This is a genomic window from Pontibacter pudoricolor, assembly GCF_010092985.1.
GTDB classification, from domain to species: Bacteria; Bacteroidota; Bacteroidia; order Cytophagales; family Hymenobacteraceae; genus Pontibacter; species Pontibacter pudoricolor.
The window spans coordinates 2,253,167-2,277,155 of the sequence record NZ_CP048106.1 but is presented as its reverse complement, the minus strand read 5'-3'; the positions used below and the strand labels follow the sequence as shown (position 1 = coordinate 2,277,155).

The 23,989-nt window shown below is 46.2% G+C and carries 19 protein-coding genes; 11 read left to right on the top strand and 8 right to left on the bottom strand.

What is annotated here, in order from left to right; genetic code table 11:
• Positions 1-184: 184 nt before the first annotated feature.
• The 5 genes from GSQ66_RS09785 to GSQ66_RS09765 all read right to left on the bottom strand — a co-directional run bounded on the left by GSQ66_RS09785 (position 185) and on the right by GSQ66_RS09765 (position 4,643).
• The gene (locus tag GSQ66_RS09785; RefSeq protein WP_162427302.1) at positions 185-1,528 is read right to left on the bottom strand and encodes an MBL fold metallo-hydrolase; all 1,344 of its coding nucleotides are present in this window, start codon (positions 1,526-1,528) and stop codon (positions 185-187) included.
• Between the two features lie 44 nt (positions 1,529-1,572).
• Complete coding sequence (locus GSQ66_RS09780; protein WP_162427301.1) at positions 1,573-1,953, bottom strand: rhodanese-like domain-containing protein; 381 nt, start codon at positions 1,951-1,953, stop codon at positions 1,573-1,575.
• A 111-nt stretch (positions 1,954-2,064) separates the two neighbouring features.
• Positions 2,065-2,370: an ArsR/SmtB family transcription factor gene (locus GSQ66_RS09775; RefSeq protein WP_162427300.1), complete on the bottom strand. Its 306-nt coding sequence runs from the start codon at positions 2,368-2,370 to the stop codon at positions 2,065-2,067.
• Between the two features lie 154 nt (positions 2,371-2,524).
• Positions 2,525-3,472 carry a YeiH family protein gene (locus GSQ66_RS09770; RefSeq protein WP_162427299.1) on the bottom strand — a complete coding sequence of 316 codons (948 nt, stop codon included), beginning with the start codon at positions 3,470-3,472 and terminating at the stop codon, positions 2,525-2,527.
• A gap of 49 nt (positions 3,473-3,521) precedes the next feature.
• Positions 3,522-4,643 (bottom strand): BamA/TamA family outer membrane protein, encoded by a 1,122-nt coding sequence (locus tag GSQ66_RS09765; RefSeq protein WP_162427298.1) that lies wholly within the window; start codon positions 4,641-4,643, stop codon positions 3,522-3,524.
• A gap of 213 nt (positions 4,644-4,856) precedes the next feature.
• On the opposite strand from GSQ66_RS09765, the gene GSQ66_RS09760 reads away from it, so the two are divergent.
• Entirely contained in the window at positions 4,857-7,880 is a 3,024-nt protein-coding gene (locus tag GSQ66_RS09760) for an amidohydrolase family protein (protein ID WP_162427297.1), read from the top strand.
• A 101-nt stretch (positions 7,881-7,981) separates the two neighbouring features.
• Positions 7,982-9,325 (top strand): amidohydrolase family protein, encoded by a 1,344-nt coding sequence (locus tag GSQ66_RS09755; RefSeq protein WP_162427296.1) that lies wholly within the window; start codon positions 7,982-7,984, stop codon positions 9,323-9,325.
• A gap of 1,014 nt (positions 9,326-10,339) precedes the next feature.
• Here the strand turns inward: GSQ66_RS09755 and GSQ66_RS09750 are convergent.
• On the bottom strand, positions 10,340-11,530 hold the full coding sequence (locus tag GSQ66_RS09750) for an aspartate aminotransferase family protein (protein ID WP_162429001.1): 1,191 nt from the start codon (positions 11,528-11,530) through the stop codon (positions 10,340-10,342).
• Between the two features lie 272 nt (positions 11,531-11,802).
• Here GSQ66_RS09750 and GSQ66_RS09745 point away from each other — a divergent pair, with 272 nt between their 5' ends.
• The 4 genes from GSQ66_RS09745 (at position 11,803) to GSQ66_RS09730 (ending at position 16,821) form a co-directional block, all read left to right on the top strand.
• On the top strand, positions 11,803-14,157 hold the full coding sequence (locus GSQ66_RS09745; RefSeq protein WP_162427295.1) for a TonB-dependent receptor: 2,355 nt from the start codon (positions 11,803-11,805) through the stop codon (positions 14,155-14,157).
• A gap of 20 nt (positions 14,158-14,177) precedes the next feature.
• Positions 14,178-15,080 carry a DUF4249 domain-containing protein gene (locus GSQ66_RS09740; RefSeq protein WP_162427294.1) on the top strand — a complete coding sequence of 301 codons (903 nt, stop codon included), beginning with the start codon at positions 14,178-14,180 and terminating at the stop codon, positions 15,078-15,080.
• A 304-nt stretch (positions 15,081-15,384) separates the two neighbouring features.
• Positions 15,385-16,524: a sensor histidine kinase gene (locus tag GSQ66_RS09735; RefSeq protein ID WP_162427293.1), complete on the top strand. Its 1,140-nt coding sequence runs from the start codon at positions 15,385-15,387 to the stop codon at positions 16,522-16,524.
• Positions 16,525-16,641: 117 nt separating this feature from the next.
• Complete coding sequence (locus GSQ66_RS09730; protein WP_162346738.1) at positions 16,642-16,821, top strand: hypothetical protein; 180 nt, start codon at positions 16,642-16,644, stop codon at positions 16,819-16,821.
• A 53-nt stretch (positions 16,822-16,874) separates the two neighbouring features.
• Here GSQ66_RS09730 and GSQ66_RS09725 read toward each other — a convergent pair whose 3' ends face one another.
• Positions 16,875-17,942 (bottom strand): MBL fold metallo-hydrolase, encoded by a 1,068-nt coding sequence (locus GSQ66_RS09725; RefSeq protein ID WP_162427292.1) that lies wholly within the window; start codon positions 17,940-17,942, stop codon positions 16,875-16,877.
• Positions 17,943-18,390: 448 nt separating this feature from the next.
• Here GSQ66_RS09725 and GSQ66_RS09720 point away from each other — a divergent pair, with 448 nt between their 5' ends.
• The 5 genes from GSQ66_RS09720 (at position 18,391) to GSQ66_RS09700 (ending at position 22,828) form a co-directional block, all read left to right on the top strand.
• Complete coding sequence (locus tag GSQ66_RS09720) at positions 18,391-18,621, top strand: hypothetical protein (RefSeq protein ID WP_238395631.1); 231 nt, start codon at positions 18,391-18,393, stop codon at positions 18,619-18,621.
• A 92-nt stretch (positions 18,622-18,713) separates the two neighbouring features.
• Positions 18,714-18,977: a hypothetical protein gene (locus GSQ66_RS09715; protein ID WP_162427290.1), complete on the top strand. Its 264-nt coding sequence runs from the start codon at positions 18,714-18,716 to the stop codon at positions 18,975-18,977.
• Positions 18,978-19,162: 185 nt separating this feature from the next.
• A complete protein-coding gene (pepE, locus tag GSQ66_RS09710) occupies positions 19,163-19,882 on the top strand; it encodes a dipeptidase PepE (protein WP_162427289.1) in 720 nt (239 codons plus the stop codon).
• 1,218 nt (positions 19,883-21,100) lie between these two features.
• Positions 21,101-22,453 carry a 23S rRNA (uracil(1939)-C(5))-methyltransferase RlmD gene (gene rlmD / locus GSQ66_RS09705; protein ID WP_394351439.1) on the top strand — a complete coding sequence of 451 codons (1,353 nt, stop codon included), beginning with the start codon at positions 21,101-21,103 and terminating at the stop codon, positions 22,451-22,453.
• 6 nt (positions 22,454-22,459) lie between these two features.
• Positions 22,460-22,828: a hypothetical protein gene (locus GSQ66_RS09700; protein ID WP_162427288.1), complete on the top strand. Its 369-nt coding sequence runs from the start codon at positions 22,460-22,462 to the stop codon at positions 22,826-22,828.
• Between the two features lie 125 nt (positions 22,829-22,953).
• Here GSQ66_RS09700 and thiL read toward each other — a convergent pair whose 3' ends face one another.
• Positions 22,954-23,979 carry a thiamine-phosphate kinase gene (gene thiL, locus GSQ66_RS09695; RefSeq protein WP_162427287.1) on the bottom strand — a complete coding sequence of 342 codons (1,026 nt, stop codon included), beginning with the start codon at positions 23,977-23,979 and terminating at the stop codon, positions 22,954-22,956.
• Positions 23,980-23,989 lie beyond the last annotated feature (10 nt).

The window sequence follows — 23,989 nt, the reverse complement described above, 5'->3', positions numbered from 1 at the left end:
AGTAATCAAAAGTAAGACAAAAAAGCGGATAATTACGTGTGCTGAGATATGAATTTTTGATACTTATCAAAACTATAACCAAGCTATAGTTTGCGCAAACTATAATTTATGAAACACGCCCAAAATAAAAGAAAAAAAACCTGCTGGCTATAGCAGGTTTTTTTTGAGTGCAAATATCTTGTAGTTAATGCGTTATAGTTTTAAATGAGTTTATGGCGTCGCTCAGGTCGTACACCGGAATATCAAGAGCTTGCTCGAGTATGCTTTGCCCTGCAGCAGAACGGTAACCGGCAGCGCAATGTACCATCAAAGGCTTATCTTTCGGTATCTCATTTAAGCGCTCACGCAGTTCCGGCAACGGAATGGTTACAGCGGTTTCGAATATCTTGCCTTCTTTTACTTCTCCTGTGTTACGGATATCAACTATGGTGTATTTATCCGGGTTATTCCGGAAATCTTCTACATCCGTTACCACACTTTTTTCCGGAAGTGTAGATGGCGTAAGCAGGGCGCCTTTAATGTTGCCTTCATAACCGATCTTGGCCGATTTGCGGATCACGGAGTTAAGCACTTCTTCATTCTCAGCAATCAGGTAAAATTTTTCGTTAGGGCCAACAATAGAACCCAGCCAGGTTTCGAACTTTCCGCCTTCCTGTATGTTTATGCTGTTCGGTAAATGGCCTTTTTTAAACTGATCCTGCGGGCGGGTATCAACTATAAGTGCACCTTCTTCCAGCTTCGCGTCGTTACCCAGGCGGGGCACTGCTTTAATGCCATCTTCAAAACTGATTGCACCGGCTTTGTTCATGCTTACATCGTGCCCGAAATACTTTGGTATAAAGGGCTGATCCTGCAGCAAGGTTTTTATGAACTCATCTTCGCTCATGTCCTGCAGGGCATAGTTGGTGCTTTTTTCGCGGCCTATAGTGGAGTAAGTGTCTGAGCTCAGGCTTTTACCGCAAAGCGAACCAGCCCCGTGAGCAGGATAAACCAATACTTCCTCGTCCAGCTTTTTAAAGACGTTGTTAGTGGTCTGGTACATTTGCTTTGCCAGTTCTTCGCGTTTGGCGGTCATGTTGCCAACATTTTCACGCAGGTCCGGGCGGCCAACATCGCCTACAAAAAGGGCATCGCCGGTAAAGGCCGCATGTTGTTTCCCGTTCTCATCAAGCAAAAGTATGGTTACACTATCAGGGGAGTGTCCGGGTGTGTTCAGGGCGCGCAGCGTTAATTTGCCTAGTTTCAGTTCATCGCCATCATCAAAGCTTTTGTGCTCATAATCGGCCCCGAGTAACTGGCTTACATAAATGGTAGCACCTGTTTTTTTAGCTATTTCTACGTGTGAGCTTACAAAGTCGGCATGCGGGTGCGTTTCGAAAACAGCTACTATCTCGGCATTATTTTCTTTTGCAAAATCGTAGTAAGGTTGCGGATCGCGGGCAGGATCCACGAGGGCCATTTTACCTTCACTTATAATGGCGTAGCTGGCGTGTGCCAGGCCTTTATCATAAAATTGCTCAATCTTCATGCTGGTCGGATGTTAAACTTTATAGTTAGATGCGGGGATAGAATTTACTCCTTTACCGGCAGGCCGGCACTTTTCAGGTCCTGGTAACCGCCAATGTTGTAAATATTCTTAAAACCGGCTTCCTGCATGAGTTGGGCTGCTTTTCCGCTACGGTTACCGCTTTTGCAGTAAAGATAATAGGTCTTTTCTTTATCCCAGTCTTTTATGCTTTTGGCAAAAGTGCCATTCAGTAAGTCTGCATTGGAAGCCCCCGTTAAATGACCGGCCTCGAACTCCTGCGTGGTGCGTACATCCACCAGAACACCCTCTTTATTAGCCTGTTCTTTGTATTCGGTGGCAGATATGGTTTTAACGGTGCTGCCACCCTGCTGTGGCTGGCTGCAGCTAAAAAAGCCGGCCAGTAAAATTCCGAGGATCAATTTCATATGTTTTACTGATTTGTGTTGAGGAGTTAAAGATACCGAAAGCTGCTAAATTATACTTAAAAAAATGACCGTAAAATAACGGCTGCATTGCATTAAAAACCAGCAACTGTATTAAAAGTTTCGGCAACCGTTTATGCATTCAATAATATGACTGATGGTAGTATCGGTCAGGAAATAATACACGTTTTTACCTTCGCGTTTTGTATCCAGCACGCCTTTGTCGCGCATGTTGGTAAGGTGGTGCGAGAGCAACGACTGCTCAATATGCAATGCCTCCTGCAACTCGGTCACGCTCAGGCGTTCGCGCTGCTCCAGCAGATCTATAATACTGATGCGTATCGGGTGGGCTACGCTTTTTAACACATAGGCAGCTCGTTCCAACTTCTTCTTATCTAACCTTATCTGTAAGCTGTTCATAGTAAATGTAATTAAGCAGGTATTGATTACATGAACATATATTCATGCATACAATTCAGTACAATTTTTTAAGGCTTCAGGTTCCTGAAAAACAGAAATATACTGGCTAGGTTAAGGACCAGAGTTGAGGGTAGAAAGGAAAAGCTATAGTTGACTAAAAGAAAATAACAGCCAGCAGCGTGCCCCCTGCCACTAATAGCCAGAGTATCAGGCCCTGTAAAAACGGTTTTGCACTAATGCTTTTCAGCGTTTTCAGGTTCAGGTTAATGCCAATAAAGAACAGGCTGAGGAGCAGGAATTTTTTAGCAAGCAGAACTATAGTCGGGGCCGTAGCTGCAACGATAGGTACAAATGTATAGAGCACCGAAGCCAGCAAGAAAAGCGGAATAAAGAGAGGCAGGTTAAGCTTTTTTTCAGTGCTCTTGAACAGGAAAGCCGAAACCAGCACCATCGGGATTATCCAGAGCGCGCGGGTAAGTTTTAAGGTAGTGGCAATTTCCAGTGCTTTGGGCCCGTACTTACTGGCAGCGCCCACTACCGAACTGGTATCGTGTATGGCAATAGCGGCCCACACGCCAAACTGGTTTTCAGTTAGCGCAAACCATTCCCCAACTGTAGGAAACACAAAAAGCGCGAGTGCATTCAGGATGAAAACGATGGCTAGTGAAACGGAAATCTCTTCAGGTTCTGCTTTTATAGTTGGGGCTACGGCAGCAATAGCGCTTCCTCCACAAATAGCAGTGCCCACCCCAATCAAATGCGAGAGTTTGGCCTGTATACCGAAGATTTTGCCAAGTATATATGCCAGGCCTAAGGTTATAGTTAAAGAAATAGCCGTGTAAATGATGCCTGAAAGTCCGGTTGCGCTGACCTGGTGCAGATTAATCCCGAAGCCTAAGCCCACTACCGCAAGTTGCAGCGCATATTTAGAGGCAACAGCAGTGTATTTCTGCCACGGATTCCCGATGAGCAAACCCAGTATCAACCCCACAAACAAAGCTAACGGTGCCGAGATAAACGTTGTGAAAAGTATAGCCAGTACAAGCCCGGATATTAGAATTTTCTGTAGCAGCGGGTAGTTGTTAAGTAGCGGTAAAGGCATTATAGTTTCAGGGAAGCTGAGTTGCAAAAGTAAGTTTTACGGTGCAAACCTAAAAAGCTTCGCCCAACACCACAAAAAAGTTTATTCCTTCCCGGCCATAACCCGCATCCATCCTGATGTTTATTTTTTCTTCCGGGTTCAGGGCAAAGCGCAGGCCGGTGCCAATCGTGTACTTCAGCCTGTTAAGTTCCAGGTCAGCAGTTTTATCAAATACATCGCCCACGCCGGTAAAAGCTACCATACTAAACCGCCTCCACACCGGGAAACGGTATTCTGCCTGCGTAGCCACTACATTTCTGGCCAGGTAGCGGCTGCGGGCATACCCACGCAGCAAACGGTCGCCGCCTATAGTTGCCATGCGCATAAAAGGCACTTCGCTGGTGTTTATAGTTAGTACCGTGTTGCTGGCTAAAATATGGTCTGGTTTAAGGGTAAAGTACTTGCTGAAGTTTGCGTTATAGTTGCTATAGTTAAAATCGCCGCCCAGCAAACTGCCAAACCTGCACCCCGACACTTCCAGTAACATGCCATTGCCTGCATACGACACATTGTCCCGGCTGTCCAACAGAAAAACTAATCCGAGTCCGTTGTTCAGGCCGCCTTTGTAGCCGCTTATAGTCTGCTCTTCCAGCTGGCTTGGGCGGTCTTCGGCAATAGGGTTGGTTTTGTGGTTATAGTATTTGGTAAGCTGCAGGTCCGGCCCCAGGAACATACGGTTTCCCAGACTTTTCAGGCCGGCCAGTTTCGTGCCGATCAGGTCGTACTCGTACTTTTCCTCATCATCCGGCGAGCTGTTGTTGCCAGTGCCGTAGAAGCGGTCTGTATACACGCGGTGCCGCAGTTCCCCGCGAAGCAGGTACTTCTCGTCGCGGGTAAAAATATTCCACTCCAGCCACTGGTCCATTTGTTTGTTCAGGGTATAGTCGGCAATCAGTTTTGCTGTAGACAGGCGGGTATAGCTGCTGTCGGTTTTGCTTTGCAGCTTCATAAATCCGATAAGGGCAGCGCCAAAGCCAAGTTTTGTGTCGGGTGTATAGTACAGCACCGGAATCGGGATCAGGCCTTTTGTCTTTCCCGGAGCAACTATAGTTGAATCAGGCTTTTGGGCAATAACCTTTACAGTTAAAGTTAGCAGGAGTAAGGAGAGCAGGAGCGGGTAGGGGTAGTTCATAAACTATAGTTTAAAGTCTGGCTGCTCTCAGGTAAATCAGCTTACATAAAAGGCTTAGCTCACAGTAAGATATAATATTTTTGCAATATAATACAGCGTATGGTAAGCCGCCTATATTTTTTAGTTACGGTATAAATGTTTTAACAACTGTATTGTTATATTTGATTAACCTAAACTAACTGAAAATCTATACTTTCACTTTTACTCTAACCAATGAAGAAAATCTTTACCATTGCAGCCTGCCTGGCTTTTGGAGCAGGCAGTGCGATGGCGCAGGAGACTTTTCCGCGCAATGGCGTGTACGACGAGCGCCCGGGCCTGGTAGCGCTTACAAACGCCACCATTCACACCGATTATAAAACTACACTAAACAACGCCACACTCGTTATCCGCAACGGTAAAGTAGAAGCCGTGGGTACCAACGTAAAAGTGCCTGCCGGTGCTGTTGTTGTTGATGCCAAGGGCAAGCATATTTACCCGGGCTTTGTGGATATGTACTCAAGCTACGGCTTACCCGAAGTAAAGCGTCCGCAACGCAACTGGGGCGGAACTCCGCAACTGGAATCAAACAAACAGGGTGCTTACAACTGGAACCAGGCCATCCGTCCGGAAACAAATGCGGTAGAGCTTTTTAAAGCGGATAAAAAACAAGCCGAAGAACTACGCAAGCAGGGTTTCGGATCTGTACTGGCTATACACCAGGATGGCATTGCCCGTGGAACGGCTACCTTGGTAACACTGGCCGACAAACGCGAGAACGAAGTTATCGTGCTGGATAAAGCTGCTGCTGCCCTGTCTTTCGACAAAGGGTCATCAGCGCAGGATTATCCAAGCTCGCTGATGGGCTCGATTGCCCTGCTTCGTCAGACGTACCTGGATGCAAAATGGAATGCACAGAACCCGGGCCGTGAGCAGAACATCTCCCTTAAAGCCTTTACCGAAGCCAGCAGATTCCCGCAGATATTTGAAGCCGATGATAAGCTGGGCGTGCTGCGTGCCGACAAAGTTGGGGATGAATTCAACACTCAATACATCATCAAAACCAAAGGCGACGAGTACCAGATGCTGAAGGAAGTGAAGGCAACCAATGCCCCGCTTATCGTTTCGGTTAACTACCCGGATGCTTATAATGTAGAAGATCCCTATGATGCGCGCCGTGTGCCATTGGAAGCCATGAAGCACTGGGAAATGGCGCCTTCAAACGCTGGTATTCTTGCCAAAGCAGGTGTTACATTTGCCTTTACCGCATCGGACCTGAAAGATAAAAAAGACTTTCTGCCGAATGTGCGCAAAGCGATAAACTATGGTTTGTCGGAAGAGGAAGCCCTGAAAGCCCTGACCGCTACGCCAGCTAAATTATTGAAGGCAGAGCACATGGTTGGCAGCCTGGGTGAAGGTAAACTGGCCAACTTTATAGTTACATCCGGCAACCTGTTCGCCAACGACAATCTGATACTGGAGAACTGGGTACAGGGCGACCGTTACAAGATCACTGAAGTGCCATCAGACTACAGAGGCGTTTATACCTTAAAGATCGGTAACAACACATCTAAAAAACTGAAAATTGCCGGTACACCTGATAAACCGGAACTTTCTGTTATTGGCGCAGATACAGTTAAAGGCAAGATCTCTTTTAACGGAAACCTGGTTACATTATCGTTTACTGACAGCAAAAAGAGCAACGAGACGATACGCCTGAGCGGCTGGCTGGCCGATAAAAACCTGCAGGGCGAAGGCCAGTTGCCGGATGCAAGCGCGGTTAAATGGTCGGCTACCTTCTCAGAAGCCATGACGCAGCAGGACAAAAAAGATGCTGCCAAAAAAGCTGAGTTAGTAGAAGTTGGGCAGATGATCTATCCGTTCCGTGCTTACGGACAAGCTGAGTTACCAAAACAGGAAACCATCCTTATCAAGAATGCTACCGTCTGGACAAACGAGAAAGACGGCAAGCTGGAGAACGCAGATGTGTTGCTGAAAAATGGCAAAATTGCTAAAGTAGGCAAGAACCTGAGCGAGTCCGGAGCCAAAGTAATTGACGGAACTGGCAAACACGTAACCCCTGGTATCATAGACGAACACTCGCACATTGCGCTAAATGCCGTGAACGAAGGAAGCCAGGCTGTAACTGCCGAGGTGCGCATGCAGGATGTGGTTAACTCTGACGACATTAACATCTACCGTCAGCTGGCTGGTGGTGTTACTACTTCACAGTTGCTGCATGGCTCAGCCAACCCGGTTGGTGGTCAGTCGGCTATCATTAAACTTCGCTGGGGCAAAAGCCCGCAGGACCTGATGGTAGAAGGCGCAGATGGCTTCATCAAATTTGCACTCGGCGAGAACGTGAAACAGTCTAACTGGGGTAATGCACAAACCATACGCTTCCCGCAGTCCAGAATGGGTGTGGAGCAAGTGTATGTAGATGCCTTTACAAGAGCAAAAGAATACGAGCAGGCCTGGAAGAGCTATAACAAGCTATCAAAAAGACAACAGGCTAAAACCGCAGCGCCTCGCCGCGACCTGGAACTGGAAACGCTGGTAGAGATCCTGAACGGCAAGCGCTTTATCACCTGCCACTCTTACGTGCAGTCTGAAATTAACATGATGATGAAAGTGGCTGACCAGATGGGCTTTAAAGTGAACACGTTCACACACATCCTGGAAGGTTATAAAGTAGCCGACAAAATGAAAGAGCACGGTGCAGGTGGTTCTACCTTCTCTGACTGGTGGGCTTATAAGATGGAAGTGAAAGACGCTATCCCGCAGAACGCAGGTATCATGCACAACCTGGGCGTGGTTACAGCCATTAACTCTGATGATGCTGAAATGGCCCGCCGCCTAAACCAGGAAGCTGCTAAAAGTGTGAAATATGCCGGTGTGAGCGAAGAAGATGCCCTGAAAATGGTAACGCTTAACCCAGCCAAACTTCTGCACTTAGACGACAGAATGGGTAGCCTGAAAGCCGGTAAAGATGCCGACGTAGTACTTTGGAACAACCACCCGCTTTCTATCTATGCTCGTCCTGAAAAGACTTTTGTGGATGGTGTAGCTTACTTCGATGCCGAGCGCGATGCACAACTGCAGCAGGACATGGAAAAAGAGCGTATGCGCCTGATCCAGAAAATGCTGAATGCCAAAGCCGGTGGAGCTAAAACGCAAAACCCAACTATAAAAAAGGCGAGCGTACTGCACTGCGAGGATGTGGAGCATCACGAAGAAGAGAGCTACCTGGCGTACTAAGTGTTAACTAGTTAAATGGCTAAATTGCTGTAGGTTAAAAAGTTGAGTCTATAGTTTGGGAATTAACAATTTAACAATGCTGCAATCAAACAATTAAAAAAATGAAGATCCAAAAAAGATATATATCCGCTTTTGCAGCTTTGTTGCTGAGTACTGCTGCGTTTGCGCAGGTGCCAGCGCCGGCTGCCAAACAAAGCAAACCTGTGCTGCTGAAAGGTGCTACCCTGCACGTAGGCAACGGTACCGTAGTAGAGAATGCTGCCGTAGGTTTCGAGAATGGCAAGATCACCTATGCTGGTCCGCAGAGTGGTGCTAACCTGAGTGGCTACGAAGTGGTAGACGTAACAGGACAGCACATTTACCCGGGCCTTATCCAGCCAAACTCCAGCCTTGGCTTAAATGAGATCGAAAGCGTGCGTGCAACTATAGACTGGCGCGAAGTAGGCGACTTTAACCCGAACGTGCGTTCTGTAGTTGCCTATAACACAGATTCTGATATCATCCCGACTGTACGTGCCAATGGTGTACTGATGACTCAGCTAACCCCGATTGGCGGAACTATAGCAGGTTCGTCGTCGGTAGTGCAACTGGATGCCTGGAACTGGGAAGATGCTGTAATAAAAGCCGATGAAGGCATACACCTGAACTGGCCTGCCATGCTGATTCCGACGGGTGACAAAGAGCGCGACGAACGCCTGAACCGCATGAAGGAAAACCGTGACAGGACGCTGCGCGAACTTAGCCAGTTGTTAAGTGATGCAGCTGTGTTTAAGGCAGCAAAAAACGGTACCGAAAACCTGAAGCTTAGTTCGATGGCCGGTCTGTTTGATGGCACTAAAAAGCTATACATCCATGCCAACTATGGCAAAGAGATCATCGAATCGGTAAATTTTGTGAAGCAGCATGGCATAAAGGATATTGTTATAGTTGGTGCAGGCGATGCCCTGGCTGTAGCTGATTTCCTGAAGGCCAACAACATTCCGGTAATTTACTCTGGTGTTCATGCTCTGCCATCGCGTGCTGAAGAAGATGTATGGCAACCATACAAAACACCGTACCTGTTGCACAAAGCAGGCATTCAGTTCGCGTTGGATTATGACCTAAGCATCCACGGCACGCGTAACCTGCCGTTCATTGCCGGTACTGCTGCTGCGTTTGGTTTAGATAAAGAACAGGCCTTGTCTTCTGTAACATTGAATACCGCTAAAATTTTAGGTATCGACAAACAGGCTGGCTCTGTGGAAGTAGGTAAAGATGCAACCATCGTTGTATCGTCTGGCGACCTGCTGGATATGCGCACGAACAATGTAACACTCGCTTTTATAGAAGGCCGTAAAGTAGACCTGAACGACAAGCAACTGTACTTGTATAAGAAGTTTGATGGGAAATATAAGAATCAGAAGAAGCAGGAACCTGCAGGTGCTACCACTTCTACTGGTAAGTAATTTATAGTTCGAACTATAGTTTAACCGGGCTGGCAGTCTTCTGCCAGCCCGGTTTTTTTTATGTCTTATGCTGTTACTTTGATTTTGATGTCAGCAGGAATTTAAGTCCTATAGTTTCTATTTGTCATTTCGAGCATTCATGAGACGTGAGTCTAAAAGAGCTAGCGCAGCTGTGCGGAATCTTATTTCTTCTAATAGTTTCCCTTTTGTCATTTCGACGTTAGGAGAAATCTGGGTTCTATAGTTTACTACTCTACTATCCTAACCAAGCCTTTTCTTCTATAGCTACTTTCAATCCTGGGAGCTCTACTCATCTATAGTTTCAATCTGGCTTTGGTGCCCTCACGGCCGGGAGGCCCCGTCTTCGGGTATCGCGCGGTGTACATTTCCTTTGCTCCTTCGTCGCAATGCCTAACGGCACCGCAACAAAGCAAAGGCGCTCAACCCAAAGACTGCGATCTTTCGATAGCTAAACTATAGTTTGTTTGAGAAGTTATAGTTGCATCGCATTATCGTGGTTATAGTTTCGTAGGAACAGGTAAATCTGTCCTGTCCGTGGATGGACTGTAACTATATCTAATTCAGATTTCTCCTTATAGTCGAAATAACAGTAGGGCAAGCAGTAGCAGAAAGTCCCCCTTTGAAAGGGGCAGGAGGATGACAAACGGAAACTATAAAACGATATCCTCAACTATAGCAACAATCGGAATTCCCCTCTTGGGAGGGGTAGGGGTGGGTTAAAACAGCAACTATAAAACTACAACCTGAACTATAACGACAGCTGTAAAGCTCCTTCCCCTGTTCTGGGGGTAGGGGCCCTCTTTTAAAGGGGAAGGCTGGGAAGGGGTAAAACTAGAACTCCAACTATAGCAATAGCCGAAAAACTCCCCGCCTTAGACAAGGAGTGGTTATGAGTGGTTAGACAACGCCAACTATAAAACTATAGCCCCAACTACAGCAAAGGCCCAATCCTGTCAATCCCAAAAACCTGAAAATCCTGACTCAGATAATAAATTACTTTCCTACCGCCTCATCAATAGACCGAAGAATAACAACACAGGCTTCTTCTATTTGGGCTTCAGTTATAGTTAGGGGAGGGGCAATACGCATGGAGTTGTCGCAGAACAGAAACCAGTCGGTGAGTACGCCATTTTCGATAGCCTTGTCAATTACAGCTTTCAGAACGTCAAACGACTCAAACTCGGCAGCCATCATCAAACCGCAGTTGCGGATTTCTTTGATGCGCGGATGAACTAACAATTTCTTAAATAGCTCAGCTTTGGCTTCAACACCTTCCAAAAGGTTTTCCTGCTGTATAGTTTGCAGGGTAGCCAGCGATGCAGCGCACGAAACCGGGTGACCACCAAACGTAGTGCAATGGCCAAGAATTGGATCCGTCTTAAATGCAGCCATGATCTCCTGAGGAGCAATAAAAGCACCTATCGGCATGCCGCCGCCCATTCCTTTGGCGCAAAGCAAAATATCGGGCTCGATACCAAATTGCTCGAATGCCCAGAACGTACCGGTGCGCCCAAAACCACATTGTATCTCATCTAAAATCAGCAAAGCGCCAACTTCAGTACAGCGTTCGCGCAGGTGCTTCAGGTAATTATTTTCAGGTACGCGTACACCGGCTTCGCCTTGTATGGTCTCAACTATAACTGCTGCTGTGCGGGTCGTAATATCCTTAAGGTCGGGCAGGTTGTTGTAGCGAATGTGGCGTACATCAGGCAATAAGGGCCGGAACGCATTTTTAAAACTTTCGCTGCCATTTACAGACAAAGCGCCTTGGGTAGAACCATGATAGGCATTTCGGCACGAGATAAGTTCGGTGCGACCGGTGTAGCGTTTTGCCAGTTTCAGAGCGCCTTCTACAGCTTCGGTTCCGGAGTTAAGCAGGTACACGTTGTTCAGGCGGGCCGGTAACGTACTGGTAAGCGCTTCGGATAGTTTGGCCTGAGGTGCCTGTACAAATTCGCCGTACACCATCAGGTGCATGTATTTATCCAGTTGCTCTTTTATGGCATTAACCACGCGCGGGTGGCGGTGCCCTACATTGCTCACGCCAATTCCTGAGATCAGGTCCAGGTAGCGCTCGCCGTTGGCACCATACATATACACTCCTTCAGCCTTCTCCACTTCAATCATCAGCGGAAAATCTGATGTTTGTGCCTGGTGCTTCAAAAATAACTGCCTCATCGAAATCATACTGCAAAGGTAGGCAATTGTAGCTGAAAGCTATAGTTTCTGTGTGGTTTCGGGATGCAAACTATAGTTTGAACACATGCACAAAAGCGCTTTTACTGCTAATGGATCAAGATATGGAAGTCAGCTATAGTTGGTGAAATTTACCTATCATTCAGCTTTCATAAAAGCTCACATTTCATTCACTAAATATTTAAAAATTTTAATACTTGGCATTATAATAGCTGTCATAAATTATATAATTTAATGGATCATTTAATTTTTGATCGGCTATGAAACAACTCTTTACGCTTTTGCTGCTCTTGTGCAGTATTAGTATCGCTTTTGCCCAAAATAAACATACCATAAGCGGTTACGTGCGCGAAAAAGGCAGCCAAGAGCAACTGATCGGGGTTAGTATTTTCCAGCCGGGCACGGTCAACAGCACAAGCACCAACACCTACGGGTTCTACTCTTTAACATTGCCTGCCACCGACTCTGTAACACTCGCCTTTGGGTATCTTGGCTATAAACAGGAGGTCAGAACTATAGCATTGCGCCAGAACATAGAACTCAATATAGACCTGCAACGTCTCGAAACTTCTTTAAAAGAAGTGGAAGTGGTGGCTGAGCGGGTAGAGAAAGTAAGCCGGTCGGTGGAAATGAGTAAGATTGATATCCCGGTTTCCCAGATCAAGAATATACCCATGCTGCTGGGCGAGAAGGATGTGATGAAAGTGCTGCAGCTGATGCCGGGTGTGCAGAAGGGCAGTGAAGGCAACAGTGGTATTTATGTGCGGGGCGGCGGCCCGGACCAAAACCTGATCATTCTGGATGACGCTACGGTTTACAACGCATCGCACCTGTTCGGTTTCTTCTCGCTGTTTAACGGCGATGCGCTTAAAAGTGTGGAGCTGACCAAAGGCGGTTTTCCGGCACGATATGGCGGCAGGCTGTCGTCGGTGATAGAGCTGAACATGAAAGAAGGCAACAAGGAAGAGCTACACGGAGAAGGCGGAATCGGGCTTATTTCGTCGCGGCTGATGGTGGAAGGACCCCTAAAGCAGGGGAAATCCTCGTTCCTGATCTCGGGGCGCAGAACCTATGCCGATGTGCTGGCCCGCCCGTTTATGCCGGATGATGGCAAGGTAGGATATTACTTTTATGACCTCAATACAAAAGTTAACTACGACTTTGGCCGCAAAAACAAACTATACCTGAGCGGCTATTTCGGGCAGGACCGCTTTTATTATAAAGACAAAGACGAGAAAGGCGAAACCAACGGTGGCGTAAACTGGGGCAATGCAACCGGTACGCTTCGCTGGAACCATCTTTTTAACGAACGCCTTTTCTCCAACACCTCCCTTGTGTTTAGCCGCTACAAATTCAATATCTCAGCAGAAGAAAAGAGTAACAACGAAGGCCAGTATAAACTGAATTACTTTTCGGGTATACAGGATGCGGCGCTTAAGTTTGATGTAGATTACCTGCCAGGTCCAAAGCACTCTGTTAAAGCTGGTTTGCAGTCTACGTTCCATATGTTTACGCCAAGCGCACTGGTTGTAAAAGACCCTGAGACGGATAAGGATAAAGAAAACAAACAACGGATAAGCAGCGTGGAATCGTCGGTTTATGTGGAAGATACTTACAAGCCAACCCCTTATTTAAGAATAAATGCAGGCTTGCGTTTAAGCCATTTTGCCGCCGAAAACAAAAGCTATTTTATGCCGGAGCCACGCCTGTCAGCTGCCTATAACCTGCGCGACGACCTGGCCGTGAAAGCCTCTTATGCCCGCATGAACCAGTACGTGCACCTGATCAGTAACACCGGTATTGGTCTGCCAACCGATCTTTGGGTACCCACCACAGACCGCTTAGCCCCGCAAAAATCGCAGCAGGTAGCAGTGGGCATTGCCAAAGATTTCCTGGATAGGGACCTGGCGCTGACTATAGAAGGCTACTATAAAAAGTCGGATAATATTATCGGGTATAAAGAAGGAGCCAGCTTCCTGATAATAGAAGACCCTGAAAGTGCCGAACAGGTAAGCTGGGAAGACAATATTACAACTGGGCAGGGCTGGTCTTATGGGTTAGAATTTCTGTTGCAGAAAAAAGTAGGGCGCTTCTCGGGCTGGGCTGGCTATACCTTGTCCTGGACGCAGTTGCAGTTCGACTCGCTTAACTATGGCAAAAAGTTTTATGCCCGCTACGACCGCCGCCACGATATTTCGCTGGTAGGGATCTATGAGCTGCGCGATAATATTACGCTTTCCGGAACATGGGTGTATGGAACCGGTAATGCCATAACCATGCCTATAGGGTCGTACATGGACAGCCCAAACAAACCCTCGAAATACGACATGCAATGGTATTCCTACTATAGCACTACGGTAGTTGATTATGGCGAGCGTAACAGCAGTCGTATGGCCGCTTATCACCGCATGGATGTTGGTATTCAGTTTCATAAAAAGAAGAAGTGGGGAGAACGCACCTGGGAGATCAGTTTTTACAATGCCTACAACCGCAAAAACCCGTTCTTTTATTACATGGAGGAAGAGTATTATAACGAAGAACATTCGGAGGCGAAGCTTAAGCAGGTGGCGCTCTTCCCGGTCATCCCGTCAGTTAGTTATGGTTTTAAGTTTTGATTTTGAAGCGTGAATCTGATATGAAAAAAATAAATACACTATTGTTTGTGCTGCTAAGCGCTGTAGTTGGTTTAACCGGCTGCGAAAGCGATGTAAAGGATATAGATTCTTTTGAAGGCAAGTCTAAACTGGTGGTGGTTTCCTATATCTCGCCCCAGGATACCATGCTGGTAGTACGTGTGCAGAAAACGCAGCCCGCCATTGGCAGAAAAATGACGGACGAACAGCTAAAAGTGAAAGATGCTATAGTTACTATCTCTAACGGAGCCTCGGTAATTGCCCTGAACTATAATCCGGAAGCGATGCACTACGAAGCTGATGCCAGGGCCTGGCCCATTGAAGCGGGCAAAACCTATAGTTTAAAAGTAACATCCCTGGCAGGTAACGCCGAAGCAACCTGTACCATACCCTCTACGGACGGTATCGAAATTACAGAAATAAAAGCCCCCTACACTATAGAAAAAGATTACTATGGCCGTGATATGCGCTGGTATACGGTAAGCTATAAGTGGCGTGATGCGCCTGATGTCACTAATTTTTACCGTACCCTGGTCTACAAACAGTATACCTACACTGACCCTGTTACCGGTGCTAAACATGTACAAAAAGAGGGGCTAAACTGGAATTCGGGAGATAGCAAAGACATACATACCGACAAGGATACTCAAAATGGCTTATTAACCTCCCAGGCATTGTCTTATTATGAATATAATTACGAATCTATCGATAAGCCATTCTATATCTATGCAGTGCTGGTGGTATCTGACAAAAATTATTACCTGTACCAGCAATCGCTGGATAATCAGGGACAGAATAGCGGCAACCCGTTTGCTGAGCCTTATGTGATGTATACCAACATAGAAGGCGGGCTCGGCGTTTTTGCCGGGTATAACCAGCTAGTATCCAGGATAGAACTGAACTAGGGATGCCACTATAAGCCCGGTTGTTGAGACCGGGCTTTTTTGTTGGGATTGTGCTGCCTGTTGTTTAACTGCAACAACTGCGTGGTAAGATAATCTCAGCAAGGAGTATGTTTTGCAGCATGTATTTATAAATAGTAAACGTTATTGTGCCCAATAGTACAACCAAACTATAAACTAAAAGTATAGTAAGAATTACGTTTACCGGGAATTTTATAGAACCGATTTAACTGGTATTAGAGTAGGGTTCTTTATAAATTACAGATTAAATTTATTGCTCTTATTTAAAATGAGCACCGCCGCACACATGAGTAAAACGAAAAACCCTTCACCTGACCCACAGGAAAAAACAAATGCTTTAGAGAATCGCGGCCTTGGCAAAGAGGAACTATACCGTTTGCTGATTGAGGGCGTAGGCGACTATGCTATATTTATGCTGGATAAAAGAGGGCATATTATAACATGGAACAAGGGCGCAGAGCAAATTAAAGGCTATAAGGCAGATGAGATTATCGGGAAGCACTTCTCCATTTTTTATCCGCGTGAAGCTATAGAAATGAACTACCCTCAGTTTGAACTTACCAAAGCGCTGGCTGAAGGCAAGTTTGAGGATGAGGGCTGGCGAATACGGAAAGATGGTACTCAGATATGGGCCAACGTAATCATTACTGCAGTTTATAATAAACAGGGGAAGCACATTGGATTTTCTAAGGTAACCAGAGACCTCTCTGAGCGCCGGAAGAATGAGGAGCTGATGCTCAAGAATAAAGAGCTGCTCCGCATCAATACCGACCTTGATAATTTTGTTTATACTGCATCTCACGACTTAAAAGCACCTGTAGTAAACCTGGAAGGTCTGGTTGAAGTGCTGAAAGAGGACCTGGGAGAGAACAAACACGAAGATATACTGAACCGGATATCTTCTTCTATTAACAGGCTGAAGAGTGTAATAAATGACCTGACAGATGTAGCCAGGCTTCAGGATGCAAGTGCCGGAAAAGAAGAGGTGATTGTAGGCGAGCTTTTTGAAGAAGTAAAAAAAGACCTGGAGTTTGCAATTGCTAAAAGTAAAGCGAATATCGTATCAGACTTTAAAGACTATAGTTTATCTAAATACCCCCGAAATAACCTGCGCAGTATCCTGTATAACCTGCTTTCAAATGCTATAAAATATTCATCGCCGAACAGAGTTCCGGAAATAACCCTGAAACTGGAACAGGACCTGCCCGACCAGTTAGTGCTAAGTGTGTCTGATAACGGGCTGGGGATGAGTGAGTCGCAAAGGTTGAAGGTGTTTCAGATGTACAGGCGGATGCATACCCATGTAGAAGGCTCCGGACTTGGATTGTACATTGTTAAGAGGATGCTTGAAAACAATGGCGACCGCATAGAAGTGCAAGGTGAGGAAGGAACAGGATCTACCTTTAAAGTCTTCTTTAAAGTGTAACTATAGCTTTGCTGCTGGTTCTGACAATTTAAAAATTTGTACCATTTATAGCCTGGTATCGTACATTATAGGTAGCCTTCGGGCTGTAAATCAATGTATCATTAAACCAAGCAGATTATGGCACAAGGAGATAAGTCGGCTTATACCGATAAGCAGAAGCGCCAGGCGCAGCATATTGAAGAAAGCTATGAAAAACGTGGCGTAAGTGATAAAGAGGCCGAAAAAAGAGCCTGGGCAACTGTAAATAAACACGACGGAGGCGGCAAGAAAAGCGGCTCTGGCAGAGGCAAATCATAACAGTAACATGTAGAATAAAAAAGGCCGGTAGCTCAAACTACCGGCCTTTTTGGTTACGGATAATTATTGGTATGTGCCAGTGGATCTTCCTGGCCTATAGTTGGCGGAACATCAGTTAGGGGCCGGTTATGAGAAAATGGCCGTTCGGAAGTATAGATCTTCTCCGCTTTTTTTTTACCGTTTCTGTTGCGCATTGTCAGGAAGGCTGCGCCGGCAAGCGTAACTAAACCAGCTGCCAGCAACACTTTATTTGCCGGATTGCTAACTGCAGGAGGTACTGAAACCACACCCATTTCATCAGTAATAGCAGGTTCATGTACATAACGTCCATGCTCAGGTACTGCAACAGACCAGAAATCGCGCACCAGCTCTTCGAGTTGCCATTGTAGTTTTGGTCCGCGCATAGGCATGCCATGGCCGGTTGCTGCTACAGCCGGGTTTAGGTACGCCAGTTTTTCGACTGATTGCTGTGCTTCGGCCCAGTTGGTTGTATAGTATTTTGGTGGCCCGTAAACATGTTTTTTCTGCGTCATCACGGCCATTATCGATTCGCCGTGTCGGGTTATAAAGGCATCGCCGGCAATTAATACCTTGTCATATTCCCTGAAAAAAGAAACGTGCCCTGCTGTATGCCCGGGTGTGTGCAGCCATTTCCACTCGCGCAAACCCGGCACAGAACCGTCTTGTGGCAACAGTTCTATGTGCTTGGTAATATTTATCGGTTTTTTAGGGTACATAAAGGCCATATACGCCATGCCGCCGCCGCCAACACTTGCATCTGGTGGCGGGTAGCTGGATTGGCCGGTCAGGTAAGGCAGCTCCAGGGGGTGCGCATAAACAGGTACTTCCCATTCGTTTGCCAGTTCTTTTACGGCACCAATATGGTCAAAATGTCCGTGGGTAAGCAAAATAGACCGGGGGGTGGCATTTTGCCCGAACAGTTCTTCGGCAGCGGCTTTTATTTTGCTGGCAGAGCCGTAAATGCCTGTATCAATCAGGGTCCAGCTTCCGTCCTGCTCGGTTACAAAGTACAGGTTCACAAATACGGTTTTTAAGCCCCAAACGCCGGGCGCTACCGGAAAGGTGTGCTTGTACCGGTTATTCATTTCATTAGTTTCCATAGGCTAGTGTAGTAAAGTGAGTGGTAACTATAAGTACAGCAATAGTTAACTACGCACCTCCGGCCAAAGTGGCTGGCAACTCCAAAAGTAAATTTTTTTAAGGGGATGAACAGGCTTGTAATCAAAAATCACCATATCAATATACCTGGTTATCAGTGTAAATGCAATTGAAATATAATTATAGGAACACAAGCTAGATGGTTGCATTGTATAAGTTTATGCTTTATATTACCACTATGGAAAGTGTATATCTGCCAGAAATGACGCGGAAACTATAGGGTCGGCCAGATTTGCAGGCAATTAATTGCACAGTTTTAAGTTAACATACAGGCACGCTTTTTGTAATTTTGTATTTGGCTGCAGCAACTGCCAAGGTGCAGCAGCGGAATTATTTCTCTGATATTGAAGTTAGACTAACATGGTTAATTTATTTGTACCTCCGAGCTATATGGCAGTATATGCCAAATGTATAGATGCATCGATGCCGGCATTTGAGCCGGAAGAGTGGGTTGAAGAAGGCAGAATATATCCGGTGAAGCACTTTACAGAGCCCATGAACCAGGGTGATGGCTTTGCGATCACGTTAATGGATGAGGATGGTGTTGAAATTCACCCTTCTTCTTCGCATTGGAGTTTTGCTTCGCACCGCTTCGAGCTGTATACTTTATTTCTGAATTAAAATCTTTCAGTTACTAATTACGTTAATGAGAAAGGCTGCCATGAGCAGCCTTTTTTTATCTTAGTTGGTTTGCGTAGTACCCGAATTGAGTTATGATCAGCCCCGAAGAATTCAATGAACTGCCCCCGCACCTGCAGGCAGAAATAGCCCTTACCGAAGGGCACTACCTGCATCACCGCATCAGAGGCTGGTGTAAAATAGACCTGTACTGGCTTTACGATTTTTACGTGGAGCTTTGGTTTTTCTACGACCTTAAAAGTATCGGCCTTGTACGGGCCCTCACCACTTACCACGCCCTCGACCCCTATGCCGAAACTATAAAACTGAAGCTGTCAATCAATAAAGAGAGGGATTAGTTTGGGAGTTAATGAGTTTAGGAGTTAGAAAGTTGATGAGTTCTGTAGGACCGCAATATGTTGGGCCTTATACTTTAGCTGAACCAGCCATTTAACAATCTAACCTTCAGCAATCAACAAGTATCGATCTGCCAAAAGTTAGGGGAAGTATACTATAGCTCATGCAAATTCTATATTTTTGAAGTATGAGCAGAAATTTATTATTGATCAGCACATCAACTACGCACGGCACCGGTTACCTGGAGCATGCCGAAACAGAAATAAAAGAAATATTAAAAGGGAAGAGCAGCATCCTGTTTATTCCTTATGCCCGCCCCAATGGCATATCTCATAAAGATTATACTGCCAAAGCCCGCGAAGCTTTCGAGAAGTGGGGGATAAGCGTAACCGGCGTGCATGAGTATGATAACCCGGTAAAAGCTGTGAACGAAGCTGAGGCTGTATTTATAGGCGGTGGCAACACGTTTCTGCTGCTAAAGCAACTATACGCCAACAAACTGGTGGAGACACTACAGATGCGTGTACGTAAAGGGATGCCTTATATCGGAACCAGTGCGGGAACAAACGTAGCCGGCAAAACCATTGGTACAACCAATGATATGCCTATTGTGCACCCCAAAACACTGGATGCCCTGGAACTTGTGCCCTTCAATATAAACCCGCATTACCTGGACCCGATTCCGGACTCCACGCACATGGGCGAGAGCCGCGAAACCCGCATCCTGGAATTTCATGGCCATAACCGTCAGCCGGTAGTTGGCTTGCGAGAAGGCAGCATGTTGCGAGTAGGAAGCGATAAAATTCAGCTATTGGGTCCATTAACAGCACGTATTTTCCTGCAAGGTCAGAAACCGATGGAGTTTGCTCCATCTGATGATATTACTTTCCTGCTGGAGGCTTACTAGGAAGATTTTAATTTAAGTAGAGATAAAGACAGCTGCAAAAGTGGCTGTCTTTTTTTTATATCTAGTGTTTTATGTCACTCCCCGCCTCCTTTTGAAGAGACACCCTGCCCAAAACAGGAGAGGGAGTTTTGTATAAGCTATAGATTCGATTATAGTTCTATAGTGCATATTGCTGGCGCGAGCGTCCCCGCTCGTGACTTAAAATGGTGTTACGTTTCCTGATGCAACTGGCCCGGCAGGGACAGGCATTGTCTGAACCGGGATTAAGGGAGATTTAAAGGATTTCTGGGATAAAGGGAATTGCTATTAGTTGGAGATATAGTTCTATAGTTTCAGTTTTACCCCTTCCCAGCCTTCCCCTAAAAACAGGGGAAGGAGCTTTTGGCCTTTGCTATAGTTGAGGTTACTGTTTTATAGTTGCTGTTTTAACCCACCCCTGCCCTCCCAAGAGGGGAATTTGCGTTGTTGCTATAGTTGGTTTTATAGTCTTATAGTTTCCGTTTGTCATCCCCCTGCCCCCTTCAAAGGGGACTTTCTGCTACTGCTTACCCAACTGTCATTTCGACCTGCAGGAGAAATCTGAAATTGCTATAGTTTAAGTTGTAGTTCTATAGTTACAGACCAGGATCGGACAGGTCGCGACCTGTCCCTACGGAATTATGAGCACGATAAGGCGATGCAACTATAGCAGCTCAGTCAACTATAGTTTAACTATCGAACTGATCACAGTCTTTGGGTTGAGCGCCTTTGATTTGTTGCGGTGCCGTCAGGCAACCCGAGGTACGAGGGTAGCAAGAAAGCAGCAGCGCGATGCCCGAAGACGGGGCCTCCCGGCCGTGAGGGCACCAAAGCCAACTATAGAACAGTAGGCAAGTAGAGCTCCCAGGATTAGAAGAAACTATAGAAGAAAGGCTTGGTTCAGGTTGCAACTATAGCAAACTATAGAACACAGATTTCTCCTAACGTCGAAATGACAAAAGAGAATCTATAGGACAATTAAGATCCCTCACAGCTACGCTGGCTCTTTTCGACTCGCGTCTTAAGAATGCTCGAAATGACAAAGAAGAAATTAATATGTGGCATAGGATAGGAAAAGTAAGAATTCAGCGGTTTTAAGAATCCAAAAGCTAAATCCCAAAAAATAGCTAATTTTGCAGCATCGTGAGAAATAAGAAGCAAAAGACATTCGAGATACTCGAAAATATACGGATAGAAGAGATGGTGGCCGAAGGCAAATGCTTGGCGCGCCATAACAACATGGTTATTTTTGTGGGCGGCGTGGCTCCAGGCGATGTGGTTGACCTGCGCATCACCAAAAAGAAGAAAAGCTTTATGGAAGCTGTGCCGGTGCAGTTCAGGGAATATTCTGACCTGCGTGTGCAGCCATTTTGTGAGCACTTTGGTACCTGCGGAGGTTGCAAGTGGCAGCACATCGGCTATAATACCCAACTATACTATAAAGAGAAACAGGTAAAAGATAATCTGGAGCGCATTGGTAAAGTAGCACTTCCAAAATTCGACCCGATACTTGGGTCTAAAAAAGATAAGTTCTACCGCAACAAACTGGAGTTCACCTTTTCGAGTTTCGGATGGCTTACAAACGAGCAGATTCAGTCCGGGGAAAACTATGACCGAAATGCGTTAGGCTTCCACATGCCGGGCCGTTTCGATAAAATACTTGACATTCAGAATTGTTACCTGCAGCCCGATCCGTCTAACGCAATACGACTGGCAGTACGCGATTATACCCGTGCCAAAGGCCTGGTATACTATGATGCGGTAAAACAAACAGGGTTTCTGCGTAACCTGATCGTTCGTACAGCCAATACCGGCGAACTGATGGTCATTCTTTTAGTGAAGCATAACGACGAAGAAGCGATTCTTGGCATCATGCAGCACCTGGAAACCAACTTCCCGGAGATCACCTCGCTGCAATATGTGGTAAACCCGAAAATGAACGATACTTTCCATGACCAAGAAGTGATCTGTTATAAAGGATTGCCTTATATTCATGAAGAAATGGAAGGGATACGTTTCAGGGTAGGGCCAAAGTCTTTTTACCAGACCAATGCCGACCAGGCGTACGAACTATACCGCCTTACCCGCGAGTTTGCCGGCTTAACCGGAAACGAGCTGGTATATGACTTGTATACCGGTGCCGGAACTATAGCCAACTTTGTAGCGCGCCAGGCCAAAGAAGTAATTGGTATCGAGTATGTGCCTAGTGCTATCGAAGATGCCAGGATCAACTCGGAGATCAACAACATCACCAACACTACTTTTTATGCCGGTGATATGAAAGATATACTGTCTGATGCACTGATCGCTCAGCATGGCAGGCCCGATGTTGTGATCACAGATCCGCCGCGTGCCGGAATGCACCCGGATGTGGTTGAAAAATTACTGCAGGTGCACGCTGACCGTATAGTTTATGTAAGCTGTAACCCGGCAACCCAGGCCCGCGACCTGGAACTGCTATCTGATAAATATGATGTAACGCGTGTGCAGCCTGTGGATATGTTCCCGCAAACGCATCACGTTGAAAATATAGTTTTACTAACTGCAAAATAAGCAACCATGGAAAACGATCCGGAATTAAACGGTAAATACCTGGGTACCATTTCGAAGGATTTTGTAGTGGTATCCGAAACCCTGCGCGAAGCATCGTACCAGGTGCGCAAACGCGATATCTCCAAGTACCCGATCTTTGTGTTTAGCCGCACGCAGGTGCCGGTAGGCTCTAACTTTCTGGCTAAAGAGGAGATGGCGCTGGAGTGGAATATCAACGCATCGTACCTGGAGGACTTTATGCAGCGCCAGCTGGTGCTGGAAGACCGGGTAGATGACTTTAAAGCTGCCTACAAAGACCCCGATGAGTTTTGCTGCCTGTTTGTTGTAGATGGTGATTTTCAGAATTTCGTGTTCATCCCTTATCCGGAAGATTGATCTATACTTTGACAAAAGAATTCTTTAATAAAGGACAAAGGAGAAATAATACCTGGCCTAAACAAAAAGAGAAGCTAAATCAGCTTCTCTTTTTGTTTGTAAATGCTATTCTTCGTCAACAAAACCTAAAAGTGCGTCCAGCCCTGGGCTTTTAGCGGGAACGACTGGCCGTGTTTGTTGGCCATGTTTATGCCATCGCTGGCTTCGGTTATTTTGCCGATGATGCTGATATCCGGGTGGTTCTTTAATTTATCGTAATCTGAAAGCGGAACAGTAAAGAGCAATTCATAGTCTTCGCCGCCATTCAGCATACACATTACGGGGTCCAGGTTAAATTCCATGGCAGCTTCCAGCATCTGTTCGTCGGCAGGCAGGTTTTCGCGGTAAATGGTAGCGCCTACTCCAGACTGCGAACAAATATGCATCAGCTCCGAAGCCAACCCATCCGACACGTCGATCATGGAAGTTGGTTTAATGTTAAGCTCTTTTAGTTCGTGAATTACATCCATGCGGGCTTCCGGGCGGAGCTGGCGGCCAACTATATATTCGTGGCTCTCGAGTTGCGGCTGCATTTCAGGGTCTGCCATAAAGGCTTGCTTTTCGCGCTCCAGTACCTGTAAACCCAAATAAGCCGCGCCAATATCACCGGTTAAACAGATCAGGTCGTTTACTTTAGCGCCGCTGCGTAGTACTGCTTCGCCTTTCGCTACTTCCCCAATGGCTGTAATACTTATCACTAAACCGGCTCTGGATGATGTCGTATCACCACCCACCAGGTCAACTTTATAGTTCTCGCAGGCCAGCCGTATACCTTCGTATAGTTCATCTATCGCCTCTACGGTGTAGCGTGCGCCAACGGCAATGTTCACCGTAATCTGGGTAGGCTTTGCGTTCATGGCAGCAATATCCGACACGTTAACTGCTACAGCTTTATAACCCAGGTGCTTTAACGGGCAGAAAGTAAGGTCGAAATGTACGCCTTCCAGCAGCATGTCACTGGTTACGACCAACTGCTTTTCTTCCGGCTCTAATATTGCTGCATCATCGCCGATTCCTTTTATAGTTGAGGCATGTTGCAAAACCACATGCTCTTTTATGCGTCTGATCAGTCCAAACTCACCTATTTCGCTTAGTGGAGTTAGTTCGCTCATAGTTCTATCT